At 72.4% G+C, this 25,279-nt stretch carries 23 protein-coding genes and 1 other annotated feature; of the genes, 10 read left to right on the forward strand and 13 right to left on the reverse strand.

The features are described from left to right. The first annotated feature begins 2 nt into the window (after positions 1-2). Positions 3-1,267, forward strand: a protein-coding gene (locus ABCQ75_RS09530; protein WP_345885050.1) for an IS3 family transposase whose coding sequence is annotated in 2 segments (ribosomal slippage) — positions 3-288 and positions 288-1,267 — 1,266 coding nt in all. Because the reading frame shifts where the segments join, the coding sequence is not laid out codon by codon here. Next, positions 288-415, forward strand: a sequence feature (AL1L pseudoknot). (Overlaps the previous gene by 128 nt.) Before the next feature lie 12 nt (positions 1,268-1,279). Here ABCQ75_RS09530 and ABCQ75_RS09535 read toward each other — a convergent pair. From ABCQ75_RS09535 to ABCQ75_RS09545, 3 genes are all read right to left on the reverse strand, one after another. Further along, a complete protein-coding gene (locus ABCQ75_RS09535; protein WP_345885052.1) occupies positions 1,280-2,284 on the reverse strand; it encodes a hypothetical protein in 1,005 nt (334 codons plus the stop codon). A gap of 314 nt (positions 2,285-2,598) precedes the next feature. Next, positions 2,599-2,922, reverse strand: coding sequence for a helix-turn-helix domain-containing protein (locus tag ABCQ75_RS09540; RefSeq protein WP_345885053.1), 324 nt, complete (start codon positions 2,920-2,922; stop codon positions 2,599-2,601). 4 nt (positions 2,923-2,926) lie between these two features. Beyond that, entirely contained in the window at positions 2,927-3,964 is a 1,038-nt protein-coding gene (locus ABCQ75_RS09545; protein ID WP_345885055.1) for a tyrosine-type recombinase/integrase, read from the reverse strand. A 189-nt stretch (positions 3,965-4,153) separates the two neighbouring features. Between ABCQ75_RS09545 and ABCQ75_RS09550 the strand changes: the two genes are divergently transcribed. Beyond that, the gene (locus ABCQ75_RS09550; protein WP_345885057.1) at positions 4,154-5,230 is read left to right on the forward strand and encodes an MFS transporter; all 1,077 of its coding nucleotides are present in this window, start codon (positions 4,154-4,156) and stop codon (positions 5,228-5,230) included. On the opposite strand, the gene tgt is transcribed toward ABCQ75_RS09550, so the two are convergent. The 3 genes from tgt to ABCQ75_RS09565 form a co-directional block, all read right to left on the reverse strand. After that, complete coding sequence (gene tgt, locus ABCQ75_RS09555; RefSeq protein ID WP_345885058.1) at positions 5,221-6,507, reverse strand: tRNA guanosine(34) transglycosylase Tgt; 1,287 nt, start codon at positions 6,505-6,507, stop codon at positions 5,221-5,223. The two genes, ABCQ75_RS09550 and tgt, sit on opposite strands and share 10 nt — an antisense overlap. Positions 6,508-6,526: 19 nt before the next feature. Further along, a complete protein-coding gene (locus tag ABCQ75_RS09560) occupies positions 6,527-7,735 on the reverse strand; it encodes a DUF6707 family protein (protein WP_345885060.1) in 1,209 nt (402 codons plus the stop codon). 110 nt (positions 7,736-7,845) lie between these two features. Beyond that, entirely contained in the window at positions 7,846-8,385 is a 540-nt protein-coding gene (locus tag ABCQ75_RS09565) for an NUDIX hydrolase family protein (protein WP_345885061.1), read from the reverse strand. A gap of 224 nt (positions 8,386-8,609) precedes the next feature. On the opposite strand from ABCQ75_RS09565, the gene ABCQ75_RS09570 reads away from it, so the two are divergent. Continuing rightward, positions 8,610-9,200, forward strand: a complete 591-nt coding sequence (locus ABCQ75_RS09570; RefSeq protein ID WP_345885064.1) for a YdeI/OmpD-associated family protein — start codon at positions 8,610-8,612, stop codon at positions 9,198-9,200. A 36-nt stretch (positions 9,201-9,236) separates the two neighbouring features. Here the strand turns inward: ABCQ75_RS09570 and ABCQ75_RS09575 are convergent, their stop codons facing one another. After that, a complete protein-coding gene (locus ABCQ75_RS09575) occupies positions 9,237-9,626 on the reverse strand; it encodes a heavy metal-responsive transcriptional regulator (RefSeq protein WP_345885066.1) in 390 nt (129 codons plus the stop codon). 202 nt (positions 9,627-9,828) lie between these two features. Here ABCQ75_RS09575 and ABCQ75_RS09580 point away from each other — a divergent pair, with 202 nt between their 5' ends. Beyond that, the gene (locus ABCQ75_RS09580) at positions 9,829-10,563 is read left to right on the forward strand and encodes an alpha/beta fold hydrolase (protein ID WP_345885278.1); all 735 of its coding nucleotides are present in this window, start codon (positions 9,829-9,831) and stop codon (positions 10,561-10,563) included. Positions 10,564-10,596: 33 nt separating this feature from the next. On the opposite strand, the gene ABCQ75_RS09585 is transcribed toward ABCQ75_RS09580, so the two are convergent. Further along, positions 10,597-11,241, reverse strand: a complete 645-nt coding sequence (locus ABCQ75_RS09585) for a cysteine hydrolase family protein (protein WP_345885067.1) — start codon at positions 11,239-11,241, stop codon at positions 10,597-10,599. A 223-nt stretch (positions 11,242-11,464) separates the two neighbouring features. Here ABCQ75_RS09585 and merA point away from each other — a divergent pair, with 223 nt between their 5' ends. The 5 genes from merA to egtD all read left to right on the forward strand — a co-directional run bounded on the left by merA (position 11,465) and on the right by egtD (position 17,722). Beyond that, positions 11,465-12,889, forward strand: a complete 1,425-nt coding sequence (gene merA / locus ABCQ75_RS09590; RefSeq protein ID WP_345885068.1) for a mercury(II) reductase — start codon at positions 11,465-11,467, stop codon at positions 12,887-12,889. A 282-nt stretch (positions 12,890-13,171) separates the two neighbouring features. Further along, the gene (locus tag ABCQ75_RS09595) at positions 13,172-14,521 is read left to right on the forward strand and encodes a glutamate-cysteine ligase family protein (RefSeq protein ID WP_345885069.1); all 1,350 of its coding nucleotides are present in this window, start codon (positions 13,172-13,174) and stop codon (positions 14,519-14,521) included. Beyond that, positions 14,518-15,939, forward strand: coding sequence for an ergothioneine biosynthesis protein EgtB (egtB, locus tag ABCQ75_RS09600; protein ID WP_345885070.1), 1,422 nt, complete (start codon positions 14,518-14,520; stop codon positions 15,937-15,939). Before ABCQ75_RS09595 ends, egtB begins: the two co-directional genes overlap by 4 nt. Continuing rightward, positions 15,939-16,739 (forward strand): ergothioneine biosynthesis protein EgtC, encoded by an 801-nt coding sequence (gene egtC / locus ABCQ75_RS09605; RefSeq protein WP_345885072.1) that lies wholly within the window; start codon positions 15,939-15,941, stop codon positions 16,737-16,739. Before egtB ends, egtC begins: the two co-directional genes overlap by 1 nt. After that, positions 16,736-17,722: an L-histidine N(alpha)-methyltransferase gene (egtD, locus tag ABCQ75_RS09610; RefSeq protein WP_345885074.1), complete on the forward strand. Its 987-nt coding sequence runs from the start codon at positions 16,736-16,738 to the stop codon at positions 17,720-17,722. Before egtC ends, egtD begins: the two co-directional genes overlap by 4 nt. Here egtD and ABCQ75_RS09615 read toward each other — a convergent pair. After that, positions 17,719-19,806, reverse strand: a complete 2,088-nt coding sequence (locus ABCQ75_RS09615) for a glycogen debranching N-terminal domain-containing protein (protein ID WP_345885076.1) — start codon at positions 19,804-19,806, stop codon at positions 17,719-17,721. The two genes, egtD and ABCQ75_RS09615, sit on opposite strands and share 4 nt — an antisense overlap. A gap of 115 nt (positions 19,807-19,921) precedes the next feature. Here ABCQ75_RS09615 and ABCQ75_RS09620 point away from each other — a divergent pair, with 115 nt between their 5' ends. Continuing rightward, on the forward strand, positions 19,922-20,206 hold the full coding sequence (locus ABCQ75_RS09620; protein ID WP_345885078.1) for an acylphosphatase: 285 nt from the start codon (positions 19,922-19,924) through the stop codon (positions 20,204-20,206). Positions 20,207-20,290: 84 nt separating this feature from the next. On the opposite strand, the gene ABCQ75_RS09625 is transcribed toward ABCQ75_RS09620, so the two are convergent. From ABCQ75_RS09625 to ABCQ75_RS09640, 4 genes are all read right to left on the reverse strand, one after another. Further along, on the reverse strand, positions 20,291-21,103 hold the full coding sequence (locus ABCQ75_RS09625) for an MBL fold metallo-hydrolase (protein ID WP_345885079.1): 813 nt from the start codon (positions 21,101-21,103) through the stop codon (positions 20,291-20,293). Between the two features lie 252 nt (positions 21,104-21,355). Then, positions 21,356-22,516, reverse strand: coding sequence for an ABC transporter ATP-binding protein (locus ABCQ75_RS09630; RefSeq protein WP_345885081.1), 1,161 nt, complete (start codon positions 22,514-22,516; stop codon positions 21,356-21,358). Further along, positions 22,513-23,949: an ABC transporter permease gene (locus ABCQ75_RS09635; protein WP_427916086.1), complete on the reverse strand. Its 1,437-nt coding sequence runs from the start codon at positions 23,947-23,949 to the stop codon at positions 22,513-22,515. Before ABCQ75_RS09635 ends, ABCQ75_RS09630 begins: the two co-directional genes overlap by 4 nt. A gap of 199 nt (positions 23,950-24,148) precedes the next feature. After that, a complete protein-coding gene (locus ABCQ75_RS09640) occupies positions 24,149-25,183 on the reverse strand; it encodes an iron ABC transporter substrate-binding protein (protein WP_345885084.1) in 1,035 nt (344 codons plus the stop codon). Positions 25,184-25,279 lie beyond the last annotated feature (96 nt).

Genomic DNA, 25,279 nt, shown 5'->3' on the forward strand with positions numbered 1-25,279 from the left:
TCATGCCAGCACCGAGGAAGTATCCGCAGGAGTTGCGGGAGCGTGCCTTGCGCCTTGTGGGCGAGGCGCGGAAGGAGGATCCGGAGCTGTCGCTGAATGCGGCGGTGGTCAGGATCGGGCAGCGTGTCGGGGTGAACCCGGACACGCTGCGGGGCTGGTGCAAGCAGGCCGCGATCGACGCAGGCGAACGCCCCGGTACCACGACGAACGATGCGCAGCGCATCAAGGCGCTCGAGGCGGAGAACCGCGAGCTCAAGCGGGCGAACGAAATCCTCCTCGCCGCGTCGAGTTTCTTCGCGCGGGAGCTCGACCCGCGACTGCCGTGGTAGTCAAGTTCATCGACGACCATCGTGGCCGGTTCGGGGTCGAGCCGATCTGCCGCGTGCTCACCGAGCACGGCATGCCGATCGCACCGTCCGGTTACTACGCGTTCAAGAAGCGGCCTGCTTCGGCCAGGGCGGTCTCCGACGCGGAGCTGGCGGTGCAGATCGAGCGGGTGTTCTGGGACCGTCGCCTCGGGCGCGGGCTCAGCGGCGCCCGGAAGGTCTGGCGGCTGCTGCACCGCGAGGGCATCCCCGTCGCCCGCTGCACCGTCGAACGCCTCATGCGCCAGCAGGGTCTGCGCGGTGTTCGCCGGGGCCGGCAGTTCGTCACCACCCGCCCTGACGACATCGCCACCCGGGCACCGGATCACGTCAAGCGCGAGTTCCACGCCGAGCGGCCCAACGAGCTCTGGGTGGTCGACTTCACGTATGTGCCGACGTGGTCGGGGATGGCGTTCACCGCGTTCGTCACGGACGTGTTCTCCCGCCGGATCGTCGGATGGCGGACCATGGACCGGATGCCGACCGACCTGCCCCTGGACGCGCTGGAGATGGCGCTCTGGGTCCGCGATCGGGCCGGTGAGGACGTCACCGGCGTCATCCAGCACTCCGATGCGGGGTCGCAGTACACCGCCCTGCGCTACACCGAGCGGCTCGCGCAGGTCGGCGCGGTCGCATCGATCGGGACGGTCGGCGACAGCTACGACAACGCACTGGCCGAGACCGTCGTGGGCCTGTACAAGGCCGAATGCGTGAAGATCGACGGTCCGTTCCGCAGCGCCGACGATCTGGAACTGGCCACCCTGTCCTGGGTGCACTGGTTCAACGAGAACCGGCTGCACTCCTCGATCGGATACCTCACACCCACCGAGAAGGAGAACCAGTACTACCGTGAGATCAACCCCCAGCGTCAGCCGGCGCTGGGAGAACTCACCCTCCACTAAACCCGGGGCGATTCAGAGCAGGCCCCGGATCTGCGCGTTGGTGAGGGCGTGGAAGCCGACAAGGGCCGCGATCAGTGCGCGGGCGGGGTCGGCTGATTCGAGGGCCGACCCGAAGGTGGCGTCGTCGATGGGCAGCGGGAACCGTGCTTCCGGCCTGCCCGTGCGGATGCGGGTGGTGGGGTCGGCGAAGACCAGCTTTCTGGCCTTGAGGGTGCGGAACAGGGACTTCAGCGCTTGGCCGGTCAGGGACCGTTCGCTGCCCTGGGCTGGGAGGACCTGTCGGATGTCTTCCCTGGTGATTTCGCGGAGGGAGGCGCGTCCTGTTCCCGACCAGATGGAGAGAACGGGGACTGCATAGCGGATGCGGTTCCTGACGGTGACTTCGGCGCGGGGGCGGGAGCGCGGCGGCGTGGCGCTGCCGTGGAGCAGGACGTCGAACCAGACGCGGACCTCGTCGGACATCGGCCCGGGCAGGCAGGCGATCTTGCGTTCGAACCAGGATGCGATCGAGGGCGTGCGGTCGTCGACGAAGAGCCCGGCGGATGCGAGCACGTCGATGATGGGGAGCCTGTTGAAGGCCGTGCGGTCGAGGCTCTCCATCTCGCTGGCCTTGATCGCCGCTCCGGGGGTGTCCTGCAGTCCGGCGAGCAGCCTGAGCCCCTGCCGGGTGGCATTGGTTCGCGTCTTGGACCAGCCGTGCGCGCGGGCGTGATCGCGGACGGCTCGGTCGAGGGTTGCGGCGAAGTCCGGGTCCGGCGGGGGCGGGACGGTGTCCGGCAGGACGGCCGTGCGCGGGATATCGAAGAGGGTGAGCTGCTCGTGCGCCACGGGGTACCTGTTCCGGCGCCGCTTGCCTTCTGCCATCGCTGGACGCGGGGGGCGCTTCTGGCGGAAGAGGTCCACGATGAACAGCTGCTGGCCGTGCCGGTTGGCCTCGAGCACGCTGGGGCCCTTCCCATGGGGGCGGGCGCCGACCGAGGTGCGCCAGCACAGGCGGCAGAAGCCCTCGGTGCTCACCGGCACTGGGCTTGAGCAGGAGCGGCAGGGGGTGCCGGGGCCGAATCTCCGGCGCCAGCCGCGGCATGCCTCGCACAGCCAGCCGGTGGTGCGGGTGACGCCCCAGCCGAGGCAGTCGAGGCAGCTGTCCACGATCTGCGGGGCGAACCGGTGGCATCGGCGGCACAGCCCGCCGGAGTAGTACAGCTCCTCTGAGCCGGACCGCCGGCACGGGGGAGGGGTGAAGGGGCCGCCGGGGAGGCAGTCGTGGCAGTGGGAGTGCCGGGCTGTCGCGACCGGCTTCAGGCCGCACGCCGGGCATGTCCTCGGGGCGGTCACGCCGGCGGCATGGTCCGGTTCCGGCCCAGTCGGGGCACGACCGTGATGCTGCCCCCGGACACGGCGTTGTCCACGGCTCTGGGCGGGCGTCGGGCGGCGACCTTCTCGGGCTCGCGGATGAGCAGGTCGGTGGGCTCGCAATGCAGCACGTCGCAGATGACGTCGAGGTCGTCGAGCCGGATCGTGGTCGGGTTGCCGGTCCACAGCGCCGACATCTTCCCGGCGCTGATCTCCAGGCCCGCATCGGCCAGACGGCGGCGCATCTCGGTCGACTTCCAGATTCCCTGCTCGGCTGCCTTCATGCGCAGGTTCCAGAGCATGGGATCACCTCGTTCCCCATCGGAGGGCTACTCGCTCGTTGGCCTTGGCCCACGCGTTCTCGACGTGGTTCTCGTGGACGTGGATGTACCGGGTCGTGGTGGAGAGCCACTCGTGCCCGAGCATGTCCTGGATGGCCTTCAGGTCCATGCCCCGCTCGTAGAGGGCCGAGGCGCAGAAGTGCCGCATCCCGTGCGGTGTCAGCCGGCCCGACCAGTCGGGCAGCCACTTGGCCACCGCCTTCGAGAAACCGGACCTGAGGGCGTCGTCGCCGGCCCGCCGGTTGCGCCCGAGCCCGTGGTCCCGCCGTTCGCTGGGCAGCAGGGGCGCGTCCGGGGCGTTCCAGTCGTCGCCGAACTGGTGCCGCACATCCGTCAGCCACCATCCCAGGAGCTCGTCGGTGCCGTTGATGGCCGGGACCAGGCGTTCCTTCGGGCCGCGGCCCATGCTGCCCTTGCCGAAACGCACGTGCAGCTTCCCGTGCTCGCCGAGGTCAGGCCGCCAGTCCCGGATGTCGAGCATCACGGTCTCGTTGATCCTCAGCCCCACACGCCGCCACAGCGACGCGGCGAGGTAGTCGCGTGCCGAAGGCAGGTACTTGCGCGCTTCGGGCAGCGACCGGCGCCAACCCTCGAAGAGCAGCCCGACCTCGTCCCCGGAGGGCGGGATCCGGATCCGGCCGCCGTAGGCGGCCTTCACCGGACGGTTGAACTCGTCGACCGGCCGGGCCACGACCTGCCCGGTGAGACGGTGGATCTCGCCCTGGTAGCGGCCGACGAGGAAGTCGAAGAACCGTGCCAGGGTCCCGGCCTTGCCGTGGACGGTGCTGTGGGCCAGCCCCTTCTCCTTCCGTTCCCTCCTCAGGAAGCCGTCGACGTCCCCGGGCTGCGCAGTCCACACATAGCCGGCGAGGAACGCCACGAAGGCGAAGAGCACCGACCGCTCCTGGGCGATGTGGCCGTCCGTGGCGCCCGAGGCCGCTGCCGCCAGGGCGAACTGGTCTACGAGCTCCTGCTCGAAGTCCTCGAGCTCCTGAGGCGACATCGGACGCCTGTCCGAGATCGAACGCACCGCCGCCAGCTTCACTCTTCACCTATGACTTCACCCGCACCGCCAGACTGTCGGGAATGCGATAGCAGCATCGGGAATCCTGAAGAAATGTCACTTGCGACCTGCGAGGGTGTTGGCCGGCGTGATGGCGCGGATGCGGCTGTTGCAAGGGGGAGCGAGGCGTTGGGGGAACCCGCGGCAGTTGCGACAGCGGCACCGCTGGCCTCGCTGTGCGCGCGCCGGTTCGGCGCCGAGGTGGCGGTGACGCTCACGATCCTCGGCGTCCTCGCCGGTGTGGTGGTGCGCTCGCTCGACGGCGGGCCCGTGGTCCTGCTGGGCACGGTCGTCATCGGCGTGGCGATCACGGTGGGCAACATCGCCGTGCCTCTCATCATCCGCCGTGACTTCGCGCCCGCCCGGCAGGGAATGGCCATGGGGGTCTACACGGCCGCGCTCAACGTGGGCTCCTTCATCACCTCCGCCGCGACCGCGCCGCTCGCGCAGGCGACAGGCTGGCGGCTCGCGCTCGCCGCGAGCGCCGTCTTCTGCGTGGCGGCGATCGCGTTCTGGACGGCCGCCGTGGGCTTCCGCCGCGCGTTCAGGCCCGACGCCGACCCTGGCCCCGCGGAGGAGCCCTCACCCGGGCCCGGGGGCACCCGCGCGGTGACGGCGGCCCTCCTGATCGGTTTCGCAGGGCAGGCCTTCTCCTACTACGGGGTGACTGCATGGCTCCCCACCCTCCTGGGGGACGAGCTGGGCCTCAGCGTTGCGGCCGCCGGCGCGGGCGCCTCGCTCTTCCAGATCCTCGCCATCGCAGGGGCGCTCGGGACCCCGCTCCTCGCCCGCTGGGCCGGGCAGGCCGCCGCCGCCGCGGCCCTCGGCGTCCTGTGGGCCACGGTGCCGCTGGGACTCCTGCTCGCGCCCGCCCTGTGGCCCCTGTGGTCCTCGCTCGGCGGGGCGGCGCAGGGCGGCGGGATCACGCTCATCTTCACCGCGATCCTCGTGATCGCCCGGGACCAGAATGCGGCGGGGCGGATGTCCGCCCTCGTGCAGGGCGTGGGCTACGCCGTGGCGGCCGGGGCCCCGACCCTGCTCGGGTGGGTGCACACGCTCACCGGTTCGTGGGCGCCGCCGCTCGTCCTCGTGCTCGTCTCGGTGCTCGCCTTCGGCGTCGCGACCCTCGTTGGCCTGCGCCTGGCGGCGCGGGGCGCTCGGCCGCGGGCGCGCACCACGTCCCGCGGCGGCGTGCCTCAGCGGTAGTAGCGGCCCAGCGTCTCGGCCTTGAACTCCCAGAAGGTGCCGTCCTCGATGGCGCGGCGGGCGTCGTCGACCATCCGGACCACGAAGCGCTCGTTGTGGATCGAGATGAGCGTGTGGGAGAGCATCTCGGAGGCCTTGTAGAGGTGCCGGATGTACGCGCGCGAGTAGTTGGCGCAGGTGTAGCAGTCGCACCCGTCCTGGAGCGGACCCCAGTCGCGGCGGTACTTGGCCCCCGCAAGGTTGAGCCGGCCCTCGGCGGTGTAGAAGGCCGAGTTGCGGGCCACGCGGGTGGGGGAGACGCAGTCGAACGTGTCCGCGCCCGCCTCGATCGCCACGAAGATGTCATCCGGCTCCGAGATCCCCAGCAGGTGGCGCGGCCGGTCCTCGGGCAGGACCTCGGAGCACCAGCCCACGATCGTGCCCAGGTTCTCCTTCTCGAGCGCCCCGCCGATCCCGTAGCCGTCGAACGGCATGGCTCCCAGGTCCGAGCACGCCTTGCGGCGCAGGTCCTCGTACTGCGCGCCCTGGATCACCCCGAAGAGCGCCTGGTAGGGCCTGCCCTCGCGCTCGTCGGTGAGCCGGAAGTGCTCGGCGACGCAGCGCTCCGCCCACCGCCGGGTGCGCTCGAGCGCCTCCTCCTGGTAGCCGCGGGAGTTGTACAGGGTGGTCAGCTCGTCGAACGCGAACATGATGTCCGCGCCGATCTGGTGCTGCACCTGCATCGAGATCTCGGGCGTGAACCGGTGCCGGTCCCCGTTGAGGTGGCTCTTGAACCACACGCCGTCGTCGTCGACGTGGGCCAGGCGCTCCTTGCCGGGCGCCACGGCGTCGTCGGTTCCGGCGCTGCCGGGGGAGGCGCCGGGGTCCGGGCCCTTCATGTCGATGACCTTCTTGAACCCAGAGCCCAGGCTCATCACCTGGAAGCCGCCCGAGTCCGTGAACGTCGGGCCCGGCCAGTTCATGAACCGGCCCAGGCCGCCCGCCTCGTCGAGGATGTCCGCGCCGGGCTGGAGGTAGAGGTGGTAGGCGTTGGCGAGGAGGGCCTGAGCGCCGAGCTCCGCCATCGACTCGGGCAGGACGGCCTTGACCGTGGCCTTGGTGCCGACGGCGATGAAGGCCGGCGTCTGGATGGTCCCGTGCGGCGTGGTGATGGTCCCGGTGCGGCCCAGCGAGTGCGAGCCGTCCCGGGCGGCGAGCCGTGTGCCGACCTCGAAGGAGAACTCGGACTGGCGGGGATGGGCGGCAGTCGGGCTCGGTTCGGCGGCGGGGTCAGGCACCGGACCAGTCTGGCACGGCCTAGGCGCGGATGGCGTCCAGCTCCACCTCGATGCGCCGCTCGAGCTCGTCCGGCTCGAACGCCTCGGAGCCGCCGTGCGCGCGCAGGTGCAGGAGGGCCTCGAAGCGGAGCAGCCGCCACGCCCGCTCCTCCTCATGGTCCCTGGCGGCGGAGGCGCGGGAGATCTCCTTGTCGTACAGATTGGGCTGGTTGAGGGCGCGGGTGCGCATGCGCTCCGCCATGCGGGCGCGGAAGGGGTCCGTCTCCTCGGTCTCTGGAGCCCGCAGGAGCCCGCCGTACGCGGCGGCCCGCTCCGCGTCCCCGCTCACGCGGGCGAGGTGGGCGGCGAGCCCGAGCGCGGACTCGATCGAGGTCCACCGGCCGGGATTCCCGTCATAGGGCAGCACGGCCAGGAGGTCCGCGACCTTGAGCGCGCCCTCCGCGTCGCCCTGCCCGATGTAGAGCTCGTAGGCGAGGGTGCGGAGGTCGGCCAAGCACGCCCCGGACTTGACGTTGATGCCCTTCGCGAGCCGGCCCGCGAGCTCGTTGACGGTGTGCCTTCCGGGGTGCACGGCGTCGAGGTGGGCCATGAGCTCCTCGGGCTCGACCTCGGGCGCGGGGATGCGCGCGAGCAGCTCGTGGTTGGGTCGGCCGGTCCGTGCGGGGGCCGCGCCGGGGACGATCACGACGTCCCCGGTCTCGAGGGTGATCTCGGACGGGCCGCGCAGGGGAGCGGGCGTCGCGGCCGGACCGGACGACGACGGCGCGCGGCCGGCGTCGTGCGCCTCTTCCCCGGGGCGGGCGTCGCCGAGCGGCGCGGAGGCGTCCGAGGCCGTGATCTCGAAATCGGAAGGCGAGACCTCGGCAGCGGACGGCGAGACGCCCGGCGCGGGTGGCGGGACGTCGGCGCTGGGCGAGGGATCGCCGTCGTGCGCTGCAGCGACAGCGGAGGTGGGGCCCGAGAAGAGCAGGTCCGCCGGGCGCGGGGCCTTGGTGCGCACCACCCGTACGCGCGTCCCGTGCGCCACGCGGACGTTCAGGTGGTTGTCCAGCACCGCGAAGTACAGGGCGGGGTGGTCGTAGTCGTCCAGGACCGTGTCCACCTCGAGCACGGTGGCCGCATCATGGCCGTCAGGCAGCAGGAGACGCTGTCCCGCCCGCAGTTCGTGGGCGTCGATCTCGTGGAACTCGCCGGTTCCGTGAGCCTCGTGCTGTCCTGGCTGCTGCATGCTTGGATCCTCCGTGGTGGCTGTCGGTCCGCCCCCACTCTATAAAGGATGGGTAACGGCTGCCGCCAGGCTCGCCCCGCAGGCCCGGGCCCGCGTCCCGGGCAGGTGCGTCAGCCGGCGTACCCCGCGTAGGCGAGCGCCTGCCGGACGAGCTCGCCGCGCCCGCCCACGAACTCCATCTGCACGGGCCCGCTCAGCACCTCCTCGGGGGACATCCAGGTCAGCTCGAGGGCGTCCTGGCGCGGCTCGCACTCGCCCGCCACCGGGATGACGTAGGCGAGGGCGACGGCGTGCTGGCGCTCGTCCGTGAAGCCGGTCTGGGAGGGCGAGGGGAAGTACTCGACCACCGTGAACGGCACCGGGCTCACCGGCAGCTGGGGGAGGGCGAGGGCACCGAGGTCCTTCTCGAGGTGGCGCAGGAGCGCGCCGCGGATGGTCTCCTTGTAGAGCACGCGGCCGGAGACGAGGCTGCGCATCATGTTGCCCTCGTCGTCCGCCTGGAGCAGCAGGCCCACCTCCGTGACGTAGCCGAGGGGGTCCAGACGGACCGGGACGGCCTCGACGTACAGCATGGGCAGCCGATTCCGTGCCTCGTAGAGGTCCTCCGGGGAGAGCCAGCCGGGGTAGGGATCGGGGGTGCGGATTGCCATGCATACTGTTCTACCGCATGCCCGGCGGGGCAGGGAGGCGCGGGCACCCCTCCCCTCCTCGTTTCGGGTACACATAAGTCCCCCTCAGGGGCGTTCCGGGTACACATAAGTCCCCCTTGGGAACGTTTCGGGTACACATGAATCCCTTCAGGGTCGTTCCCGATACAGCGCCGCTGCCCGGAGCATGCCTTGCGTCGTCCGGCCCCTCCGGGGAAGCTGGGCGGGTGGCCCCTGAACTCCCCGAGCTCCTCGTGCCGGACGCCAGCGCCTGGCGCGAGTGGCTCGCCGAGCACCACGCGCAGAGCCGCGGCGTGTGGCTCGTGCTGCACAAGAAGGGCGGGGACGTCACCGCGCTCGCCTACCCGGACGCGGTCGAGGAGGCCCTCTGCTTCGGCTGGATCGACGGCCAGCTGCGCACGCGGGACGCCGGCAGCTCCGCCATCCGCTTCACCCCGCGCACGAGGACGAGCCGCTGGTCCCAGGCGAATGTGGCGAGGGTGGAGCGCCTCGAGGCCGAGGGGCGCATGACGCCGGCGGGCCGCGCCGTGGTCGATGCGGCCAAGGCGGACGGCCGGTGGGAGATGGCGTACGGCGGCGCCGCGACCGCCGAGGTGCCCGACGATCTGGCCGCCGCGATCGCCGCGGTCCCCGAGGCGCAGGCGATGTTCGACGTCCTCACCTCCACCAACCGCTTCGCGATCGTGTACCGGATCACCTCGGTCAAGCGGCCCGAGACCCGGATTCGGAAGATCGCCGAGTTCGTGGACATGCTCGCCCGCCACGAGACGGTCTACCCCCAGAAGCGGAAGCTCTGATCAAAGGGTCAGCGAGCGGTCCCCCGCGCGCCGCCGTCAGAGGTAGCTGCAGACCTCGCTCGAGCGACAGCCCTCCGGGTCGGCGCCGGCCACGCGCTCCTGAGCGGTCAGGATGGACCTCCGCACCTCGGCCAGATGCGCGAGCTGAGCCTCGACTTCGGCAAGGCGCTCCGCAAGCAGGTGGTCCACGTGGCGGCAGGGCGTGGTCCCAGCCTGGCTGACGAGGATGATGTCCTTGATCTGCTCGAGGCTCAGGCCCGCGTCCCGGCTGCGGCGGATGAAGTCGAGGCGCCCGAGGGCCTCCTCGTCGTAGTCCCGGTATCCGTTCGGGAAGCGCCGGGCGGCAGGGAGGAGTCCGCGCTCCTCGTAGAACCGCAGCGCCTTGGCCGTCATCCCGGCCTCCGCCGCTGCCTCTCCAATGCGCATTCCATGACCTCCGTGACTTCTGCGCTGACGTGGTTCCGGGGTTGACCTTCCCCAAGGGCGCGGTTCTAGCGTAGGTCTTGTCCTCCGTCCAGCGGCGCAGAGTGCAAGGAGAACCGTTCTGGAGAACATTGCTGAGGAGAAGCTGGCGCGCGTCGGAGGCGTGCCCGTCCGCTGGACGGCACACGGCGGGGGCCCGCCTGTGGTGCTCGTCCACGGCATTCCCACGTCTCCAGGCCTGTGGCGCCATGTGGCACCGCTCGTGCCCGGACGCTGCTACGCGTGGGAGATGCGCGGCTACGGTCACAGCATCCCCGAAGGACAGTCCGCTGACATCGGCCTGTCCGCCCAGGCCGACTACCTCCTCGCTTGGCTGCGCTCGCGGGAATTCACCCAGCCTCCGGTGCTGGTGGGGCACGACCTGGGTGGCGGGGTCGCGCAGATCGCTGCTGTCCGAGACCCTGGCGCCTTCTCGGCGCTGGTCCTCACCAACGCCGTCTGCTATGACTCGTGGCCGATCCCACGGGTCAAGGCGATGCGCGCCCTGGCGCCCGCTCTCGCGCACCTCCCGGATGTGCTTCTGTACCCCTCGTTCGTCCAGCTCCTCCGCCAGGGGCACGACAGCAGGGAACGGGCGCTCGAGTCGATCGGCGAGCATTGGGCGCCCTACGTTGCGCACGGTGCCGCGCCTGCCCTCATGCGACAGGTGTCCGCGCTCCGCACCGAGGACACGACGGCGATCGCCGATCGCCTGCCGGACCTCGGGCTGCCGGCAGCTGTTGTGTGGGGCGACGCCGACCGGTTCCAGAAGGCGGACTACGGCGAGCGGCTCGCAGCCGACCTCGGGACGCGCTTCAACCGCATCCGAGACGGCCGGCACTTCACTCCCGAAGACCATCCGGAGGAGATCGCCGCTGCCATCCGCAGTGTCCTGCCCTGAATCGAGGGGGCGGCAGGAGACTCCCTGCACCGATCACAGCCTGCGCACCGCCTCGTCCGTGCTGAGGACCTCTCCGGCCAGATAGCGGAAGTTGGTGACGGCTGCTGCCATGCCGTCCCCGAGCTCGGGGTGACGGGCGGCTGCCGTGGCGTCTGAGACGACCGCGACCTCGAAGCCGCGCTCAAGCAGGTCGCGGAGGTGGCTCTCGACGCACAGGTTCGCGGACATCCCCGCGAGGACCACCTTGTCCACGCCGCGCTTGCGCAGCTGGAGCGCCAGATCGGTGTTCTGGGGTCCGTAGACCTTGTGGGGGCTGCACACCACGGTGCGCTCGTCCTCGAAGACGGGCTTGTACTCCGCGAGCCAATCCGCGCCCGAGCCCTCGAAGCCGGCGAGGTCCAGCGGCCCCCGCCGCTCGAACATGCTGATCTCGTGCATCTTCTGCTCGAGCGTCCCGCCGAATTGCCATTCCCGGTCATACGGGTAGTAGTAGTGGGGCGAGACGAACACCCCATAGCCCGAGTCCAGGGCTGCGCGCAGGAGGCGGCCCAGGTTCTCGACGGTGTTGTTCTCCTGGACGCTCGCGCCCACGAGCTCCCAGGTGACTCCCTCGGGACTGAGGAAGTCGTTCTGCGGATCTGTCACGACAAGGGCCGTATCGGCTGGGGTGAAGTGCATGGATTCCTCCCGGGTTCGGGTTGGCCGGTTTCCGGTGATGACCAGCTGCACCTGCCACGCTAGGCCGCCCAGAAGACCCTTTCTGCAATCCAGGACACAGTTCGGCAGCCCCAAGGCGGGCGTCCGTCCGGGATGCGCGGCTTGACCTTCCCCCAAGGGGCAGCTTGGAGACTGGCAGCGGCGGGATGGCCATCCCGTGTGGCGCCAAACAGGGGAGGAACACATGTACGACCTCGTGGTCATCGGCTCCGGAGGGGCCGGATTCGCCGCCGCCATCAGGGCAATGGGCCTGGGCAAGCGCGTGGCCATGGTGGAGCGCTCGACGGTGGGCGGCACATGCGTGAACACCGGCTGCATCCCCTCCAAGGCCCTCCTCGCCGCTGCCGAGGCCCGGCACACGGCCCATGCCGCGGAGTCCCGCTTCCCGGGGATCGCTGCGGGTGCCGGCCCGGTCGACATGCCCACGCTGATCGCCGGCAAGCGGGGCCTGGTGGAGCGCATGCGCTCCGAGAAGTACCTCGATCTCATCGACGACTACGGGTGGGACCTCGTCCGGGGCAGCGCCGCATTCGCCGGCACGCCGGAGCGTCCCCTCCTCGACGTGACGGACGACGACGGGAGGCGGCAGACGCTCGAAGCCCACCACTATCTCGTGGCCACCGGCTCGGCCCCGTGGGAGCCTGAGGTGCCCGGACTCGCGTACGTCCCCTACCTGACCTCGACCACCGCGATGGAGCTGCAGGAAGTCCCGGAGTCCCTTCTCGTGGTCGGCGGCGGGTACACCGCGGTGGAGATGGCGCAGCTCTTCGCGCGTCTCGGATCCTCCGTGACCCTCCTGGTCCGCTCGCGTCTGCTCTCCCAGGAGGAGCCCGAGGTCTCGCTGGCCCTCGCCGCCGTGTTCAAGGACGAGGGCATCGAGGTGCTGCGCAGGGCCGCGCTCACGTCAGTCTCGGTTGATCCCGGGACGGGCGCGATCGTGGCGACGGCGGAGACCGGCGGGACCGCGCGCGAGCTCCGCGCCGAGAAGCTCCTCATCGCCACCGGACGCAGGGCTGTCACCGAGGACCTCGCGCTCGGCACGGTCGGAGTCGAGACGGGTCCGCAGGGCGAGGTGCTCGTGGACGGCGGCCTGCGGAGCTCCAATCCGCGCATCTGGGCGGCGGGCGATGTAACGGGCCACCGCGAGTTCGTGTACGTCGCAGCCGCCCACGGCGCCCTCGTCGTCGACAACGCCTTCTCCGGCGCCGACCGGAAGGTGGACTACCGGCACCTGCCCCGCGTCGCGTTCACGAGCCCCGCAGTGGCCGCCGTGGGGCTCACCGACCGGCAGGCCAACGGCGAGGGCACGCGATGCCAGTGCCGGGTCCTCCCGCTCGAGTTCGTGCCCCGCGCGCTGGTCAACCGGGACACCCGGGGCTTCATCAAGATCGTGGCCGACGACGACACCGGCCGGATCCTCGGCCTCACCGCGGTGGGGCAGGACGCGGGCGACCTCGCGGCTGCCGGCGTCTACATCCTCGAGGCCGGCATGACGGTGGACCAGGTTGCCGGGATGTGGGCCCCCTACCTGACGATGGCGGAGGGCATCAAGATCGCCGCCCAGTCCTACAGCACGGACGTCAGCAGGCTCTCCTGCTGCGCCATCTGAGACCCGGGCTGCACGGGGGCCCCGGACTGTACGGGAGATTGCAGAACCTGGCTCCCTGCCCTGCCTACGGTGGCCGGAGCAGGGCAGGAGCCCTGACCCGGGAGCAGGAGGGGGAGCGTGCATGGTCACCGCAACGCCTCTTGCCCGTAGGATCCGGAACATGGTCGCCTTTGACACCGGCGCCGGGATCCGCGTCAGCAGCGTCACGGAACCGTTTCCCTGCCCCATCCGTTCCAGGCACAACACGAAGGAAAACCTCTCGGCTGACAGGAGCACCGATCCGTGACCCAGCCGCTTCCCTCCCCGAGCCCCGCACAGACGTCCCATGGGGACGACCGCGGGGCAGGCCGGCGTCCGGTCACGGTCGCGGAGGCCGAGGAGCGCATCACCTCCGCGTGCTTCGCGCCGCGCGCTCCGGGCCCGGTCGGGGTAGAGGTCGAGCGGACGGTGCACTGGGCGGCGGACCCGGCCCGGGCGGTCACCGTGGCGGAGGTGGAGGCCGCGCTCGCGCCGCTATGGGACGCCGTCCCGGGCGGAGCCGTCCTGAGCGTGGAGCCCGGCGCCCAGATCGAGCTCTCGAGCGCCTGCGCCCCGTCTCCTGCCGCCCTGGTGGGCGCGGTACGGGAGGCGCTCGACGCCGTCGACCGTCACCTTGCGCGGGCGGGGCTCGCGTGCGGGCCGCTCGCGCTGGACGCGCACCGCCCGCCGCGCCGCTCACTGCACGCGCCCCGCTACGCCGCGATGCAGCGGTACTTCGACGCGGCGGGTCCGGCCGGTCGGACCATGATGTGCTCCACCGCCTCCCTGCAGGTGTGCCTCGAGGCGGGGACTGAGGCCGAAGGACGCGCGGGTGCGCGGGAACGGTGGCGCCGACTCCACAGCCTCCTGCCGGTGCTCGTGGCGATGTCCGCGAACTCGCCGTTCCAGAACGGGGCTCCGACCGGCTGGAAGAGCGCGCGCCAGCGGGCATGGGGACGGATCGACCCGGCACGCACCGAGGCCGTCCCTGCGCGGTTCCCAGGGCTCGAGCCGGAGGAGGCCTGGGCCCAATACGCGCTCGAGGCGCCGCTCCTGTGCCTCCCGCGCGAGGGCACCGACTGGTCAGCCCCCGCTGGGCTCACGCTGCGGGGCTGGCTCGAGGGGCACGGCCCGTGGCCGGCCACGCTCGCGGACGTGGACTACCACCTCACCACCCTCTTCCCGCCCGTGAGGCCGCGCGGGTTCCTCGAGCTCCGCGCCCTCGACGCCCAGGCCGGCGGGGACTGGGAGGCCCTGGTCTCCCTGACCGCGGCCCTGGCCGACGACGCCGAGGCCTCCGACGCCGCCGCGGCCGCCTGCGAGCCCCTCGCCGCCCTGCCCGCCGCGATGGGCACCGCCGCCCGGCATGGCCTCGACCACCCGCTCCTGGCCAGGGCCGCGGCGGCGTGCGCCGAGGCCGCCCTGGGGGCCCTCCCACGGCTCGGGCTCGACCCGCGGACCAGGGCCCGCGCCTCGGCGTTCGCGGAATCCTACCCCCTCGTCGGCCGCTGCCCCGCTGACGCCCGCCTGGAGCAGTGGCGCCGGTCGGGGCGCTTGTGGCACGGTCCCCGCGTGGACGAGGATGGCTCAGAGGAACGCGAGGAGGCATCGTGAACCGGACACACGCTCCCCACCCGCTCGAGAGCGCCCTGCGGGCCCGGCCATCCACCGAGGAGGCGCGCACCGGGATCGCGCACCGCCTGGCCGAGGCGCGCGCCCGCACCCACGCGCTCACGGCGTTCGACGACGCCGAGCTCACAGCGCAGCATTCCACCCTCATGTCCCCCCTCGTCTGGGACCTCGCGCACGTGGGGAGCCAGGAGGAGATCTGGCTCGTGCGGGACGTGGGAGGCCGGCCGGCCCTGCGCTGCGACCTGGACGAGATGTACGACGCGTTCCAGCACCCCCGCAGCACGCGTCCCACGCTCCCGCTCCTGTCCCCGGAGGAGTCCCGTCGGTACCTCGCGGAGGTCCGCGAGAAGTCCCTGGACGTGCTGGACTCCTCACCGCTGGAGGGCTCGGCCCTCGTGGACAGCGGGTTCGCGTTCGGCATGATCCTCCAGCACGAGCAGCAGCACAGCGAGACCATGCTCGCCACCCACCAGCTGCGCTCCGGCCCGCCGCTCCTCACCGCCGCGCCGCTGGCTGCCGCGCCGCTGGCTGCCGCGTCCCGTGATATCACGGCGGAGGCGGGGCGGCCGACGACGACGGGCCGTCCCGCTGCCCTCGCTGCAGAAGTGCTCGTCCCCGGCGGGGCATTCGCGATGGGGACCTCCGTGGAGCCGTGGGCCCTGGACAACGAGCGGCCCGCCCACGCCGTCGAGACCGCGCCGTTCTGGATCGACACCGTTCCGGTGACGAACGCGGCCTTCGCGCAGTTCCTCGAGGCAGGCGGCTACGACGACGAGCGCCTGTGGACCCCGCAGGGGTGGGCGCACCGCCAGGAGGCGGGCCTCGAGGCGCCCAAGTACTGGAAGCGCGACGGCGGGGGATGGATCCGCCGCCGCTTCGGCGTCGTCGAGCCTGTGCCTGCGGACGAGCCCGTGCAGCACGTGTGCTGGTACGAGGCCGACGCCTACGCGCGCTGGGCCGGGCGCCGCCTGCCCACCGAGGCCGAGTGGGAGAAGGCCGCACGGTACGACCCGGCCTCGGGGCGGTCCCGGCGCTACCCCTGGGGCGACGAGGACCCCACGGCCGCCCACGCCAACCTCGGCGGGGGCGCGCTGCGGCCCGCCCCGGCCGGGTCCTACCCGCAGGGCGCGTCCGCGCTCGGGGTCCACCAGCTGATCGGGGACGTGTGGGAATGGACCTCGAGCGACTTCCTCCCGTATCCCGGCTTCCGTGCCTTCCCGTATGCGGAGTACAGCGAGGTGTTCTTCGGCAGCGACTACAAGGTGCTGCGCGGCGGCTCGTGGGCGGCGGACCCCGTGGCGTGCCGCGGCACGTTCCGGAACTGGGACTACCCGATCCGGCGGCAGATGTTCGCCGGCTTCCGCACGGCACGGGACGCGCGCCCCGAGGAGGTGCGCTGATGTGCCGCCACCTTGCCTACCTGGGCGAGCCGAGAACGCTCGCGGAGGTGCTCACCGCCCCGGAGCACGGGCTCTACCGCCAGGCCTGGGAGCCGCGCCACCAGCTCCACGGGACCGTGAACGCGGACGGGTTCGGGGTGGGCTGGTACGCCGAGGGCGACCCGGTCCCCGCCCGGTACCGCCGGGCCGTGCCGATGTGGGCCGACCGCTCGTTCGCCGACGTGGCCCGGGTGACCCGCACCCGGTGCCTTCTCGCGGCCGTGCGCTCCGCGACCGAGGGCATGCCCCCGGACGAGTCCGCCGCCGCGCCGTACACGTCGCCGCCCGGTGCCGGGCAGGCGGTCGGAGGGTGCTGGCTCTTCAGCCACAACGGGCGCGTGGAGGGCTGGCCGCACAGCCTCGCGTCCCTCGCGGCGCAGCTGCCGGCCAGCCGGCTCCTCGCCCAGGAGTCCACCGTGGACTCGGCACTCCTGTGGGCGCTCGTGCTCGGAAGGCTCGAGTCCGGCCAGGAGCCGGCCCGCGCGCTCGCCGGCGTGGCTGCCGAGGCCGCCGGGCTGGCCGGGGGACGCTACAACTTCCTCCTCACGGACGGGCAGATGATCGCTGCCACGGCGTGGGGCGACACGCTCTTCTGGCGGGCGCGGGCGGGAGAGGTGCTCGTGGCGAGCGAGCCCTCCGACAGCAGCGGGGACTGGCAGCGGGTTCCCGATGCCAGCGTCCTGACCGCGGCCGCCGGCGAGGTCCTGATCCAGCCCATCGACACCACAGTCCCTCTGACGAAGGAAGCCACCGCGCTATGACCACGGCCTTCACCCCTGCGGACATCACCCACCACCTGCCCCCGCACTTCCTCGCGGACAGCCTCCGCCGGGACGTCCTGGCGGGCCTGGGCAGCACGCCCAAGACCCTGCCGCCCAAGTGGTTCTACGACCAGCGCGGGAGCGGGCTGTTCGAGCAGATCACCCAGCTGCCGGAGTACTACCCCACGCGCGCGGAGCGGGAGGCCCTCGAGCTGCACGCCCGCGAGATCGCCGCGGCTGCCCCGGCGGAGACCCTCGTCGAGCTCGGTTCCGGCTCCTCCCGCAAGACCCCCATCCTCCTGCGCGCCCTCCAGGAGGCCGGCCCCCTGGCCCGGTACGTGGCCGTGGACGTGAGCGACAGCGCCCTCGTCGCCGCCCACGAGGACCTCGCCCGCGCGTTCCCGGAGCTCGAGCTCGAGGCCGTCGCCGCGGACTTCGAGCACCAGCTCCACCTCCTGCCCAGCACCGGGACGCGGATGGTGGCGTTCCTGGGCGGCACCATCGGCAACTTCGAGCCGCAGCAGCGCCGTCACTTCCTCCGGGCGGTCCGGGGCATGCTCGGCGACGGCGATGGCTCGGTGCTGCTCGGGGCGGACCTCGTGAAGCCCGTGGACCAGCTGCTGCCCGCCTACGACGACTCGCAGGGGGTCACCGCGGACTTCAACCGCAACGTGCTCCGCGTGCTCAACGCCGAGCTGGGGGCGGACTTCGACGTCGACGCGTTCGAGCACGTCGCTGCGTGGAACGAGGCCGAGGAGTGGGTCGAGATGCGGCTGCGCGCCACCCGCCCCATGCGCGTCCGCCTGCCGGGTGTGGGGCTCGAGGTCGACTTCGCCGAGGGCGAGGAGCTGCGCACCGAGGTCTCCGCCAAGTTCCGCCCCGAGCGGCTCGAGGAGGAGCTCGACGACGCCGGGTTCCGGCTCGCGGGCCGGTGGACCGACGCCGCGGGCCGGTTCACCCTCGCGCTCGCCAAGCCCTGCTAGCGGGTTCCGAGCGCCTGGGCGACGACGACCGCCGCCGCCGCGCTCCACGCCTGCGGGCGGCACGAGGACGGGTAGGGCAGGGCGTGGTCCGTCTCCTCCGTGCCCTCGCCCGAGAACAGCTCGGGGAGGGAATGCCCGAACGACTCGGAGGCGCGCACGAGGCCCCGCGCGACCGCCGCCGCCTCGGCCCGGAACCCCTCGGCGAGCATGCCGCGCACGGCGATCGCCGTGTCATGGCTCCACACCGAGCCGCAGTGGTAGCTCAGCGGCCAGTACCCCGCCGCAGCGGTGGAGAGCGTGCGGATCCCGAACCCGCTGAAGAGCTCCGGCCCCGTGAGGTGCGCGACGACCGCCGCCGACTCCTCCGGCTCGAGCAGCCCCGTGCCCAGGAGGTGCCCCATGTTGGAGCCCGGGGAGTCCAGAGGCGTGCCCTCGCCGTCCAATGCCATTGCTGGGAACCGGGCCGCCCGGCTGCGGGGCCCCCCGCCACCTGCCGCCGGGCCGCCGTCCGCGCCGCCGGGGGAGTCGGCGTCGGGCGCCTCCTCGAGCCCGACCTCCAGTTGGTCCGCGTCCGCCACCCAGAACTCCGCCCGGAACTTCGCGCGCAGGTCCGAGGCGAACGCGTGCAGCTGGTCGGCGCCGGGCTCGCCGAGCTCGTCGAAGAGCGCGGCCGTGGAGACCGCCGCCTCGTACGCGTAGGCCTGCGCCTCCGCGAGGGCGATCGGCCCCTCGGCGCGCCGACCGTCCAGCGACTGCAGCGCGTCCGCGGAGTCCTTCCAGCCCTGGTTGCTCAGGCCGTGGCCGGATGCGTCGAAGTACGTGAGGAACCGCGCGCGCTCCCCGTCCCAGCCGGCCGCGAGCAGCCAGTCCGCGGCCCGCCGCGCGTGGGGGAGGAGCCCGCGGACTGTGTCGGGCGCCCGCCCCGTGCGCCACAGCTCGCCGAGGAGGCAGAGCCACAGGCCCGTCGCGTCCACGCTCCCGTAGTACACCGGCGGGAGCCGCAGCTGGTCCCCGCCCGGCCCGCCGTCCAGCACGAGCTCGGCGGCGCGCACCTCGTGCGGGATCTTGCCGGGCTCCTCGGCCCCGGCCTCGTCCGTCCGCTCGCCCTGGTACGCGGCGAGCGCGCGCAGCGTACCGGCCGCCAGCGCCGTGTCCAGCGGGAGCAGGAGCCGCGCGGCCCACAGGGAGTCCCGCCCGAACAGCGTGAAGTACCACGGCGCGCCCGCCGCCACGAACGGCGCGTCCGGCACGGCCGCCATGGCCAGCCGCAGGCCCGCGAGCTCCTCGAGGGAGCGCGCGAGCAGCAGCCCGGCGGGATCGTGGCGTGCCTCCGCCGCGACACCGGCGTCCGGGGCAGGGCGCACGATGGCGGCATCGTCCTCGAGCTCGATCGTCCACTCTGCGCGGAACACCTCGCCGCGCCTCACGGAGACGGCCCACGAGAGCGCGGCGTGCTCGGTGGGGAACCCGTCGGTGTCATCGGCATCGTCGTCGGCCTCGCTCACGGCGCGCCCCGTCCCGCCCACTGTCCGGACCACAGCGCGACGCGGGCCGTCCTCCCAGACCAGCGCGCCGTCGTCGTCCGCCCGGGGCGTGGCCACCTCGCCGCCGCGGCCCACCCGGACCGCGTCCATCGGGGCGAAGTCCGCCTCGAGACGCACCGTGAGCGCGCAGTCGAGGTGCTCGAGCGAGGTGCTGAGGTCGATGCGGTGGCGGATCCGGCCCGGTTCCACGCTCCAGTGCTGGCGCACGCGGACCGCCGGGTCCAGGGTGGGGCCGGGGATGGTGCGCGCGAGGCCGTCCACCACGAGCCGGGAGCCGCGGCCGGCCACGCCCACGGGCTGCGGCTCGGCGCCGTCCACCGTCACGATCGCGCGGGAGAGGAAGCGCGTGTCGCCGTGGAACGCGCCCGTGACGCCGCCGGGCTGGGCGGTGCGGGCGCCGTGGTGGGTGTTGGGCTGCTGGCCGCCGGGCTGCGGGGCGAGGCGGCCGTCGGCATCGAGCCAGATCTGGGTAGGGGCCGCGAGGGCCACGTGCTGGCGGTGCAGGGCGGGCTGGAGGGGGGCAGCGTGCTCCGAGGTCATGCGGCCACGCTACCGCCGCCGGCATGGACGGGGACAGGCCGCGGTCGCCACGAGCGTGCCGGATTGCGCGATGAGGGGTGGTCTGGCCCCAGTGCCGGGGCGGAAACTGGTGGGCATGGCTGAGAAACCCGAGGCAAGGCTGGAGGCGACCGTGCGGGGCATGGTCCAAGGGGTGGGCTTCCGTTTCCGCACACTCGCCGAGGCGGAGCGGCTGGGGCTTGTGGGGACCGCGGGCAACCGGCTGGACGGCACCGTGGAGGTCACGGCGGAGGGCCGGCGCGAGGACGTCGAGGCGCTCCTGGCGTGGCTGCGGTCCGACGCGGCACCTGGCCGGGTCGATGAGGTCGAGGCGTCCATCGGGCCCGCGAACGGAGGGTTCACGCGGTTCGGCGTGTTCTGAACGGGCGCCAGGCGGGGGACGGCCGGTGCCGGCGAGGGCGTGGGACGGCCGGTGCCGGCGGAGGCCGCCAGCGCGGGTCCGGGCTCAGCCGCGCAGGTACTCGAGCTGGGCGGCCACCGAGTTCTCCGCCGCCCCCCGCACGCTCGGGTCGATGTCCGCGTACACCGCGTCCGTGACGGCGGTGACCGAGGCATCCTCGCCGAGCAGGACGAGCGCTGCCCGCACCTGGGCGAGGCGTTCCTCGCGGTGCGCTGTGTACGCCTTGGCGATCTCGCGGACGCTCGGGAGGACCGGGCCGTGGGCAGGCAGGACGGTCGCGTCGCCGAGGGCCTCGAGCCTGCGCAGGGAGGCGAGGTAGTCGCCGAGCCGGCCGTCCGGGTGCACGATCACGGTGGTGCCGCGCCCCAGGATCGTGTCGCCGGTGAGCACGGAGCCGTGCGCGCCGTCGTCGGGCAGGTGCAGGCACAGCGAGTCCGCCGTGTGGCCCGGGGTGGCGAGCACCTCGATCCGCACGCCGGCGGCCGAGATGATCTCGCCGTCCCCGAGCGGTGGGGCACCGATGCAAAGGGCCTCGTCGCGGGCGCGGACCGGGGCGCCGGTGAGGCGGTGGAACTCCTCGGCCGCCTCGGTGTGGTCGATGTGGTGGTGGGTGAGGATGACCAGTTCCACGCGGCCGGCGGCGGCCAGTCCGTCCAGATGTGCTGCGTCGAGCGGGCCCGGGTCCACGACGACCACCGACTCGGAGCCGGGGGCCGCGATCACGTAGGAGTTCGTGCCGTCCAGGCTCATGGGGCCCGGGTTCGGCGCGAGCCGGTACCGGGTCAGCGCGGAGCTCGCCACCCAGGGCGCGGGCAGCGCGGTGAGGTCGGGGCGGGAGGAGGTCGCGTCGTCGGCCATCCTCCCAGCCTAGCCGCGCACGAGAACGCTGCCCCCGCCGGGGGTCGGCCCTCCTGCTCCGGGCGTGCAACCAGAGCCATGTACCGAGTTCCCCAGCTTCGGCGGGCCTCGGGGGGTGCCTTGCGGCGATTTTCCCGGACACGCCGTGAATTGAAGGTTGAAGCTGGGGAGATCGGTTCGCGTGGACCGGTCGGTGTACCCGAAACGGTTCTGGCGGGCTTTACGTGTACCCGGAACGGCCGGACAGGGCGGTCAGTCGAGGGGGAAGGCCACGCCTTCGCCGATGACCCGCAGGGCCAGGTCCATGCCCTTGCGGGCCATGGCGGCGTTCCAGTGGCGGATCGTGATGACCTCGCCGCCGCCCGGCGCACGCGGGTCCACGGCCTCCCCGGCCGCGCGCTCCGGGAGTTGGATCCGCACCGAGGACTCAGGGCCGAAGTAGTCCCAGTCCAGCACCGTGCCGTGGATCGGGGAGCTCGCCGCGATGCGGATCTGCTCGGGCCGGAGCATGAGCTGCACCCGCCCCTGCGCCGGCGGGCGGCGAACGGGGATCGCTCCGAGCGAGCACATCGCGAGGGACCCTTCGAGCCACGCGTCGAGGATGACGGCGTCGCCGAGGAACTCGGCCGTGGCCCGGTCTGCGGGCCGCGTGTACACGACGAAGGGGTTGCCGATCTGGGCGAGCCTGCCCCCGCGCATGACGGCGACCTGGTCGGCGAAGGAGAGCGCCTCGCCCTGGTCGTGGGTCACGAGGATCGTCGTGACGCCAGCGTGGGCGAGGACCTTGCCGATCGCCCGGCGCGTCGCGACGCGCAGCCCGGCGTCGAGGGCCGAGAACGGCTCGTCGAGCAGCATGATCTCCGGCTCGCACGCCATGGCCCGCGCGAGCGCGATGCGCTGCTGCTGGCCGCCCGAGAGCTGGTGCGGGCGCCGGCGCGCGTACGAGCCGTCAAGCGCCACCATCTCGAGGAGCTCCAGCACCCGGGTCTGGACGGCCTTGCGCCCGCGGAACCGGTCACGGTCCAGCCCGAAGGCGATGTTCTGCCCCACGGACAGGTGCGGGAACAGGGCCCCGTCCTGCGCGACGTACCCGATGCTGCGCCGGTGGGCCGGCACCCATGACCGGCCGGCCACCTCGCGCCCGTCGAGGAGGATGCGGCCCGTGCCCGGCGCCTCGAACCCGGCGATGAGCCGCAGGAGCGTGGTCTTGCCGGACCCGCTGGGGCCCACGATCGCGGTGGTCCCCCCGCGGGCCACCGAGAGGTTGATGCCCTTGAGCACCTGCTGGTGCCCGAAGTCCTTCGTGACCGCCTCGATCTCCAGATGGTGGTCCGCGCTCCTGGCGATCTGCGGCGCGACGCGCGGCTCGGGGAACCGGGCCGCGGTGACGGGGGTGGGGGTCTGTTCGGTCACTGTCCGGCTGCTTTCTTGGACTGCTGGAACAACAGGTACGTCACGGGCGCGGAGAGCGCGATCATGAGGAGCGCGTACGGCGCGGCACCCGCGTAGTCGATCTCGCTCGAGAGGCTCCAGAACTCGGTGGCGAGGGTCTTGGTGCCGAGCGGGGAGAGCAGGAGGGTCGCCGTGAGCTCATTGACGACGGCGAGGAACACGAGCGCTGCGCCTCCGGCTGCCGCTGGGGCCGCCAGCCGCAGGGTCACGCGCACGAACGCGGTGAGCGGCGCCTTCCCGAGGGCGCGGGCGGCCTCCTCGAGCTCCTTGGGCGCCTGGGCCAGGCCGGCCCGCAGGTTCACGAGGGCGCGCGGCAGGAACAGGAGCACGTACGCCGCGACCAGGAGGCCCGTGGTCTGGTAGATGCCCGGGACCATCCGGAGTGAGACGGTCACGAAGGCGAGGGCCAGCACGATCCCGGGAAGAGAGCTCGTGACGTAGTTGGCCAGCTCGAGCGTGCGCGAGAGCGTGCCCGGGAAGCGGACGGCGAGGAAGGCGAGGGGGAACGCCACCACGGTGGTGACGAGGGCGCCCAGGAGCCCGAGCCACAGGCTGGATCCCACGGCATGGGCCAGCTCGGCGGTCTGCCAGATCGCTGCGCCCCCGGCGACGGCCCAGCGCCCCACGATCCACAGCGGGACTCCGACTGCGAGCACGGCCACCGCGGCGAGGGCGCCCTGGGCGGCGGGCTCCCAGCGGCCCAGCGGCAGCCGCGTGGGCGTCGACTGGGCGCCGGAGCCGATGCGCGCGTACCGGGCATTGCCGCGCAGCCGAGCCTCGGCCGCGAGGAGGACGAGGCAGAGGGCCACGAGGACGGAGGCGAGCATGTTGCCCGCGGCGCCGTTGAAGGTGGAGCGGTACTGCTCCATGATCGCCGTGGTGAACGTGTCGAAGCGGACCATCGCGAACGCCCCGTACTCGGCGAGCAGGTGCAGGGCCACGAGGAGCGCGCCGCCAGCGATCGCGATGCGCAGCTGCGGGAGCACGACCCGGAAGAACACGCTCCACGCGCCGAGCCCGAGGGACGCGGCGGACTGCTCGATCGCCGGGTCGAGCCTCGCGAGGACCGCTGCGGCGGGGATGTACACGAGCGGGTAGTAGGACAGGGTCGCGATGAGCACGCCCGAGAACACGCCCTCGAGGCTCGGCACGGCGGAGACCCACGCATACGAGTTCACGAACGCCGGGATGGCGAGCGGCGCCGCGAGGAGCACCGCCCAGGCCTTGCTCCCGCGAAGGGATGTCCGCTCCACGAGCCACGCCCCGCCCACGCCCACCACGATGCACAGCGGGACCGTGATGGCAGCCAGCAGCACCGTGTTGCCGAGCAGCTCGAGCGTCCGCGCCCTGAAGACGAGCGCCACCGCGGTCTCCCACCCCGCCGCGACCGTCATGGCCACGACGAAGCCGAGCGGGATGAGGGACGCGGCCGCGACGAGGGAGGCGAGGAGCACGACCCCGACCGCTGGGCGCGCCTGCGGCGGGCGAGGGCGCCTGCCCTCGCCCGCCGTCGTGCGCGCCCCGCGCGGAAGGGGCGCCGGGCTGGGCGCCGCTGCCGCGGGGGGCGGTGTGGCTGGGAACGGTTCCAACGGTCTAGAGGATGCCCGCCTCGGTCATGAGCTCGGTGACCTTCTGGGAGTTGAGCTTGGCCGGGTCGATCTTGGGGGCCTCGAGGTCCTTGAGCGGCACGAGCTTCTCATGGGCCGGGACCTTGGAGCCCACGGGGTACTCGAAGGAGGTGCCGTTCTGCAGGACAGCCTGGCCCTTCTTGCCGGTGATGTACTTCAGGAACGCCTGCGCCTGCTCCTGCTTGTCCGAGGAGGCGAGCACGCCGCCGCCCGAGATGGACACGAACGCGCCCGGGTCCTGGTTCTTGAAGTAGTGCGTGCCGACCTTGTCCGAGTTCTCGCCGGTCTTGTTCTGGTCGCCGTAGTAGTAGTAGTGGTAGATCACCGCGGCGTCCACCTCGCCGGCATTGACGGCCTTCATGGCCGTGATGTTGCCCTTGTAGGCCTTCGAGTTCTCCTTCATGCCCTTGAGCCACGCCGCGGTGGCCTCCTCGCCCTTGGACTCGAGGAGGGCGGAGACGATGGCCTGGAAGTCGGCGCCGGACGGGGAGGCGGCCCAGCGGTCCTTCCACTCGGGCTTCTGCAGGTCCAGGAGCGAGGCCGGGAGGTCCTTCTCGGCCAGCTTCTCCTTGTTGTAGACGAAGAGCGTGGAGCGGGCGGCGATCCCGGTCCACTTCCCGGTGGACGGGCGGTACTCGGCGGGCACCTGGGCAACCGTCGCGGCGTCCACGTCCGCGAAGAGGCCCGCGTTCTCCACCTGGGTCATGGCCGGGGAGTTCTCCGTGAGGAAGACGTCCGCGGGGGAGTTGGCGCCCTCCTGGATGATCTGGTTGGACATCTCCGTGTCCGAGCCCTGGCGGTAGACGACCTTGATGCCGGTCTCCGCCGTGAACTCCTCGATCCACTCCTTGGTGAGGGACTCGTGCTGCGCGTTGTACACCACGAGGGCGTTCGGGTCCTCCGACGGCTCGGTCGAGGCGGACCCGCCGCATGCGGAGAGGCCGAGGGCGGCCGTGGCGGCCAGCGCGATGCCGGCGAGGGCGCGGGGGCGGAGCTTCATGCCTGTTTCTCTCTTCTGCTGCAAAGGGATGCTCGGATCCGACTTTAGGTTAGCCACGCCTAAGGAGCGGCCCGAATGGGCACAAGTGTGGTGCAC

Origin of the sequence: Sinomonas halotolerans, assembly GCF_039615075.1 — a bacterium.
Taxonomy (GTDB): domain Bacteria; phylum Actinomycetota; class Actinomycetes; order Actinomycetales; family Micrococcaceae; genus Sinomonas; species Sinomonas halotolerans.

What these genes read in the sequence shown, in the direction of transcription:
- ABCQ75_RS09640 (WP_345885084.1), bottom strand. Translation starts at nt 25,183, where the DNA reads ATGAAGCTCCGCCCCCGCGCCCTCGCCGGCATCGCGCTGGCCGCCACG.
- egtD (WP_345885074.1), top strand. Translation starts at nt 16,736, where the DNA reads ATGACCACGGCCTTCACCCCTGCGGACATCACCCACCACCTGCCCCCG.
- ABCQ75_RS09565 (WP_345885061.1), bottom strand. Translation starts at nt 8,385, where the DNA reads ATGGCAATCCGCACCCCCGATCCCTACCCCGGCTGGCTCTCCCCGGAG.
- ABCQ75_RS09615 (WP_345885076.1), bottom strand. Translation starts at nt 19,806, where the DNA reads ATGACCTCGGAGCACGCTGCCCCCCTCCAGCCCGCCCTGCACCGCCAG.
- ABCQ75_RS09585 (WP_345885067.1), bottom strand. Translation starts at nt 11,241, where the DNA reads ATGCACTTCACCCCAGCCGATACGGCCCTTGTCGTGACAGATCCGCAG.
- ABCQ75_RS09540 (WP_345885053.1), bottom strand. Translation starts at nt 2,922, where the DNA reads ATGCTCTGGAACCTGCGCATGAAGGCAGCCGAGCAGGGAATCTGGAAG.
- ABCQ75_RS09620 (WP_345885078.1), top strand. Translation starts at nt 19,922, where the DNA reads ATGGCTGAGAAACCCGAGGCAAGGCTGGAGGCGACCGTGCGGGGCATG.
- merA (WP_345885068.1), top strand. Translation starts at nt 11,465, where the DNA reads ATGTACGACCTCGTGGTCATCGGCTCCGGAGGGGCCGGATTCGCCGCC.
- ABCQ75_RS09560 (WP_345885060.1), bottom strand. Translation starts at nt 7,735, where the DNA reads ATGCAGCAGCCAGGACAGCACGAGGCTCACGGAACCGGCGAGTTCCAC.
- ABCQ75_RS09635 (WP_427916086.1), bottom strand. Translation starts at nt 23,949, where the DNA reads ATGACGGTCGCGGCGGGGTGGGAGACCGCGGTGGCGCTCGTCTTCAGG.
- ABCQ75_RS09625 (WP_345885079.1), bottom strand. Translation starts at nt 21,103, where the DNA reads ATGGCCGACGACGCGACCTCCTCCCGCCCCGACCTCACCGCGCTGCCC.
- ABCQ75_RS09545 (WP_345885055.1), bottom strand. Translation starts at nt 3,964, where the DNA reads ATGTCGCCTCAGGAGCTCGAGGACTTCGAGCAGGAGCTCGTAGACCAG.
- ABCQ75_RS09575 (WP_345885066.1), bottom strand. Translation starts at nt 9,626, where the DNA reads ATGCGCATTGGAGAGGCAGCGGCGGAGGCCGGGATGACGGCCAAGGCG.
- egtC (WP_345885072.1), top strand. Translation starts at nt 15,939, where the DNA reads ATGTGCCGCCACCTTGCCTACCTGGGCGAGCCGAGAACGCTCGCGGAG.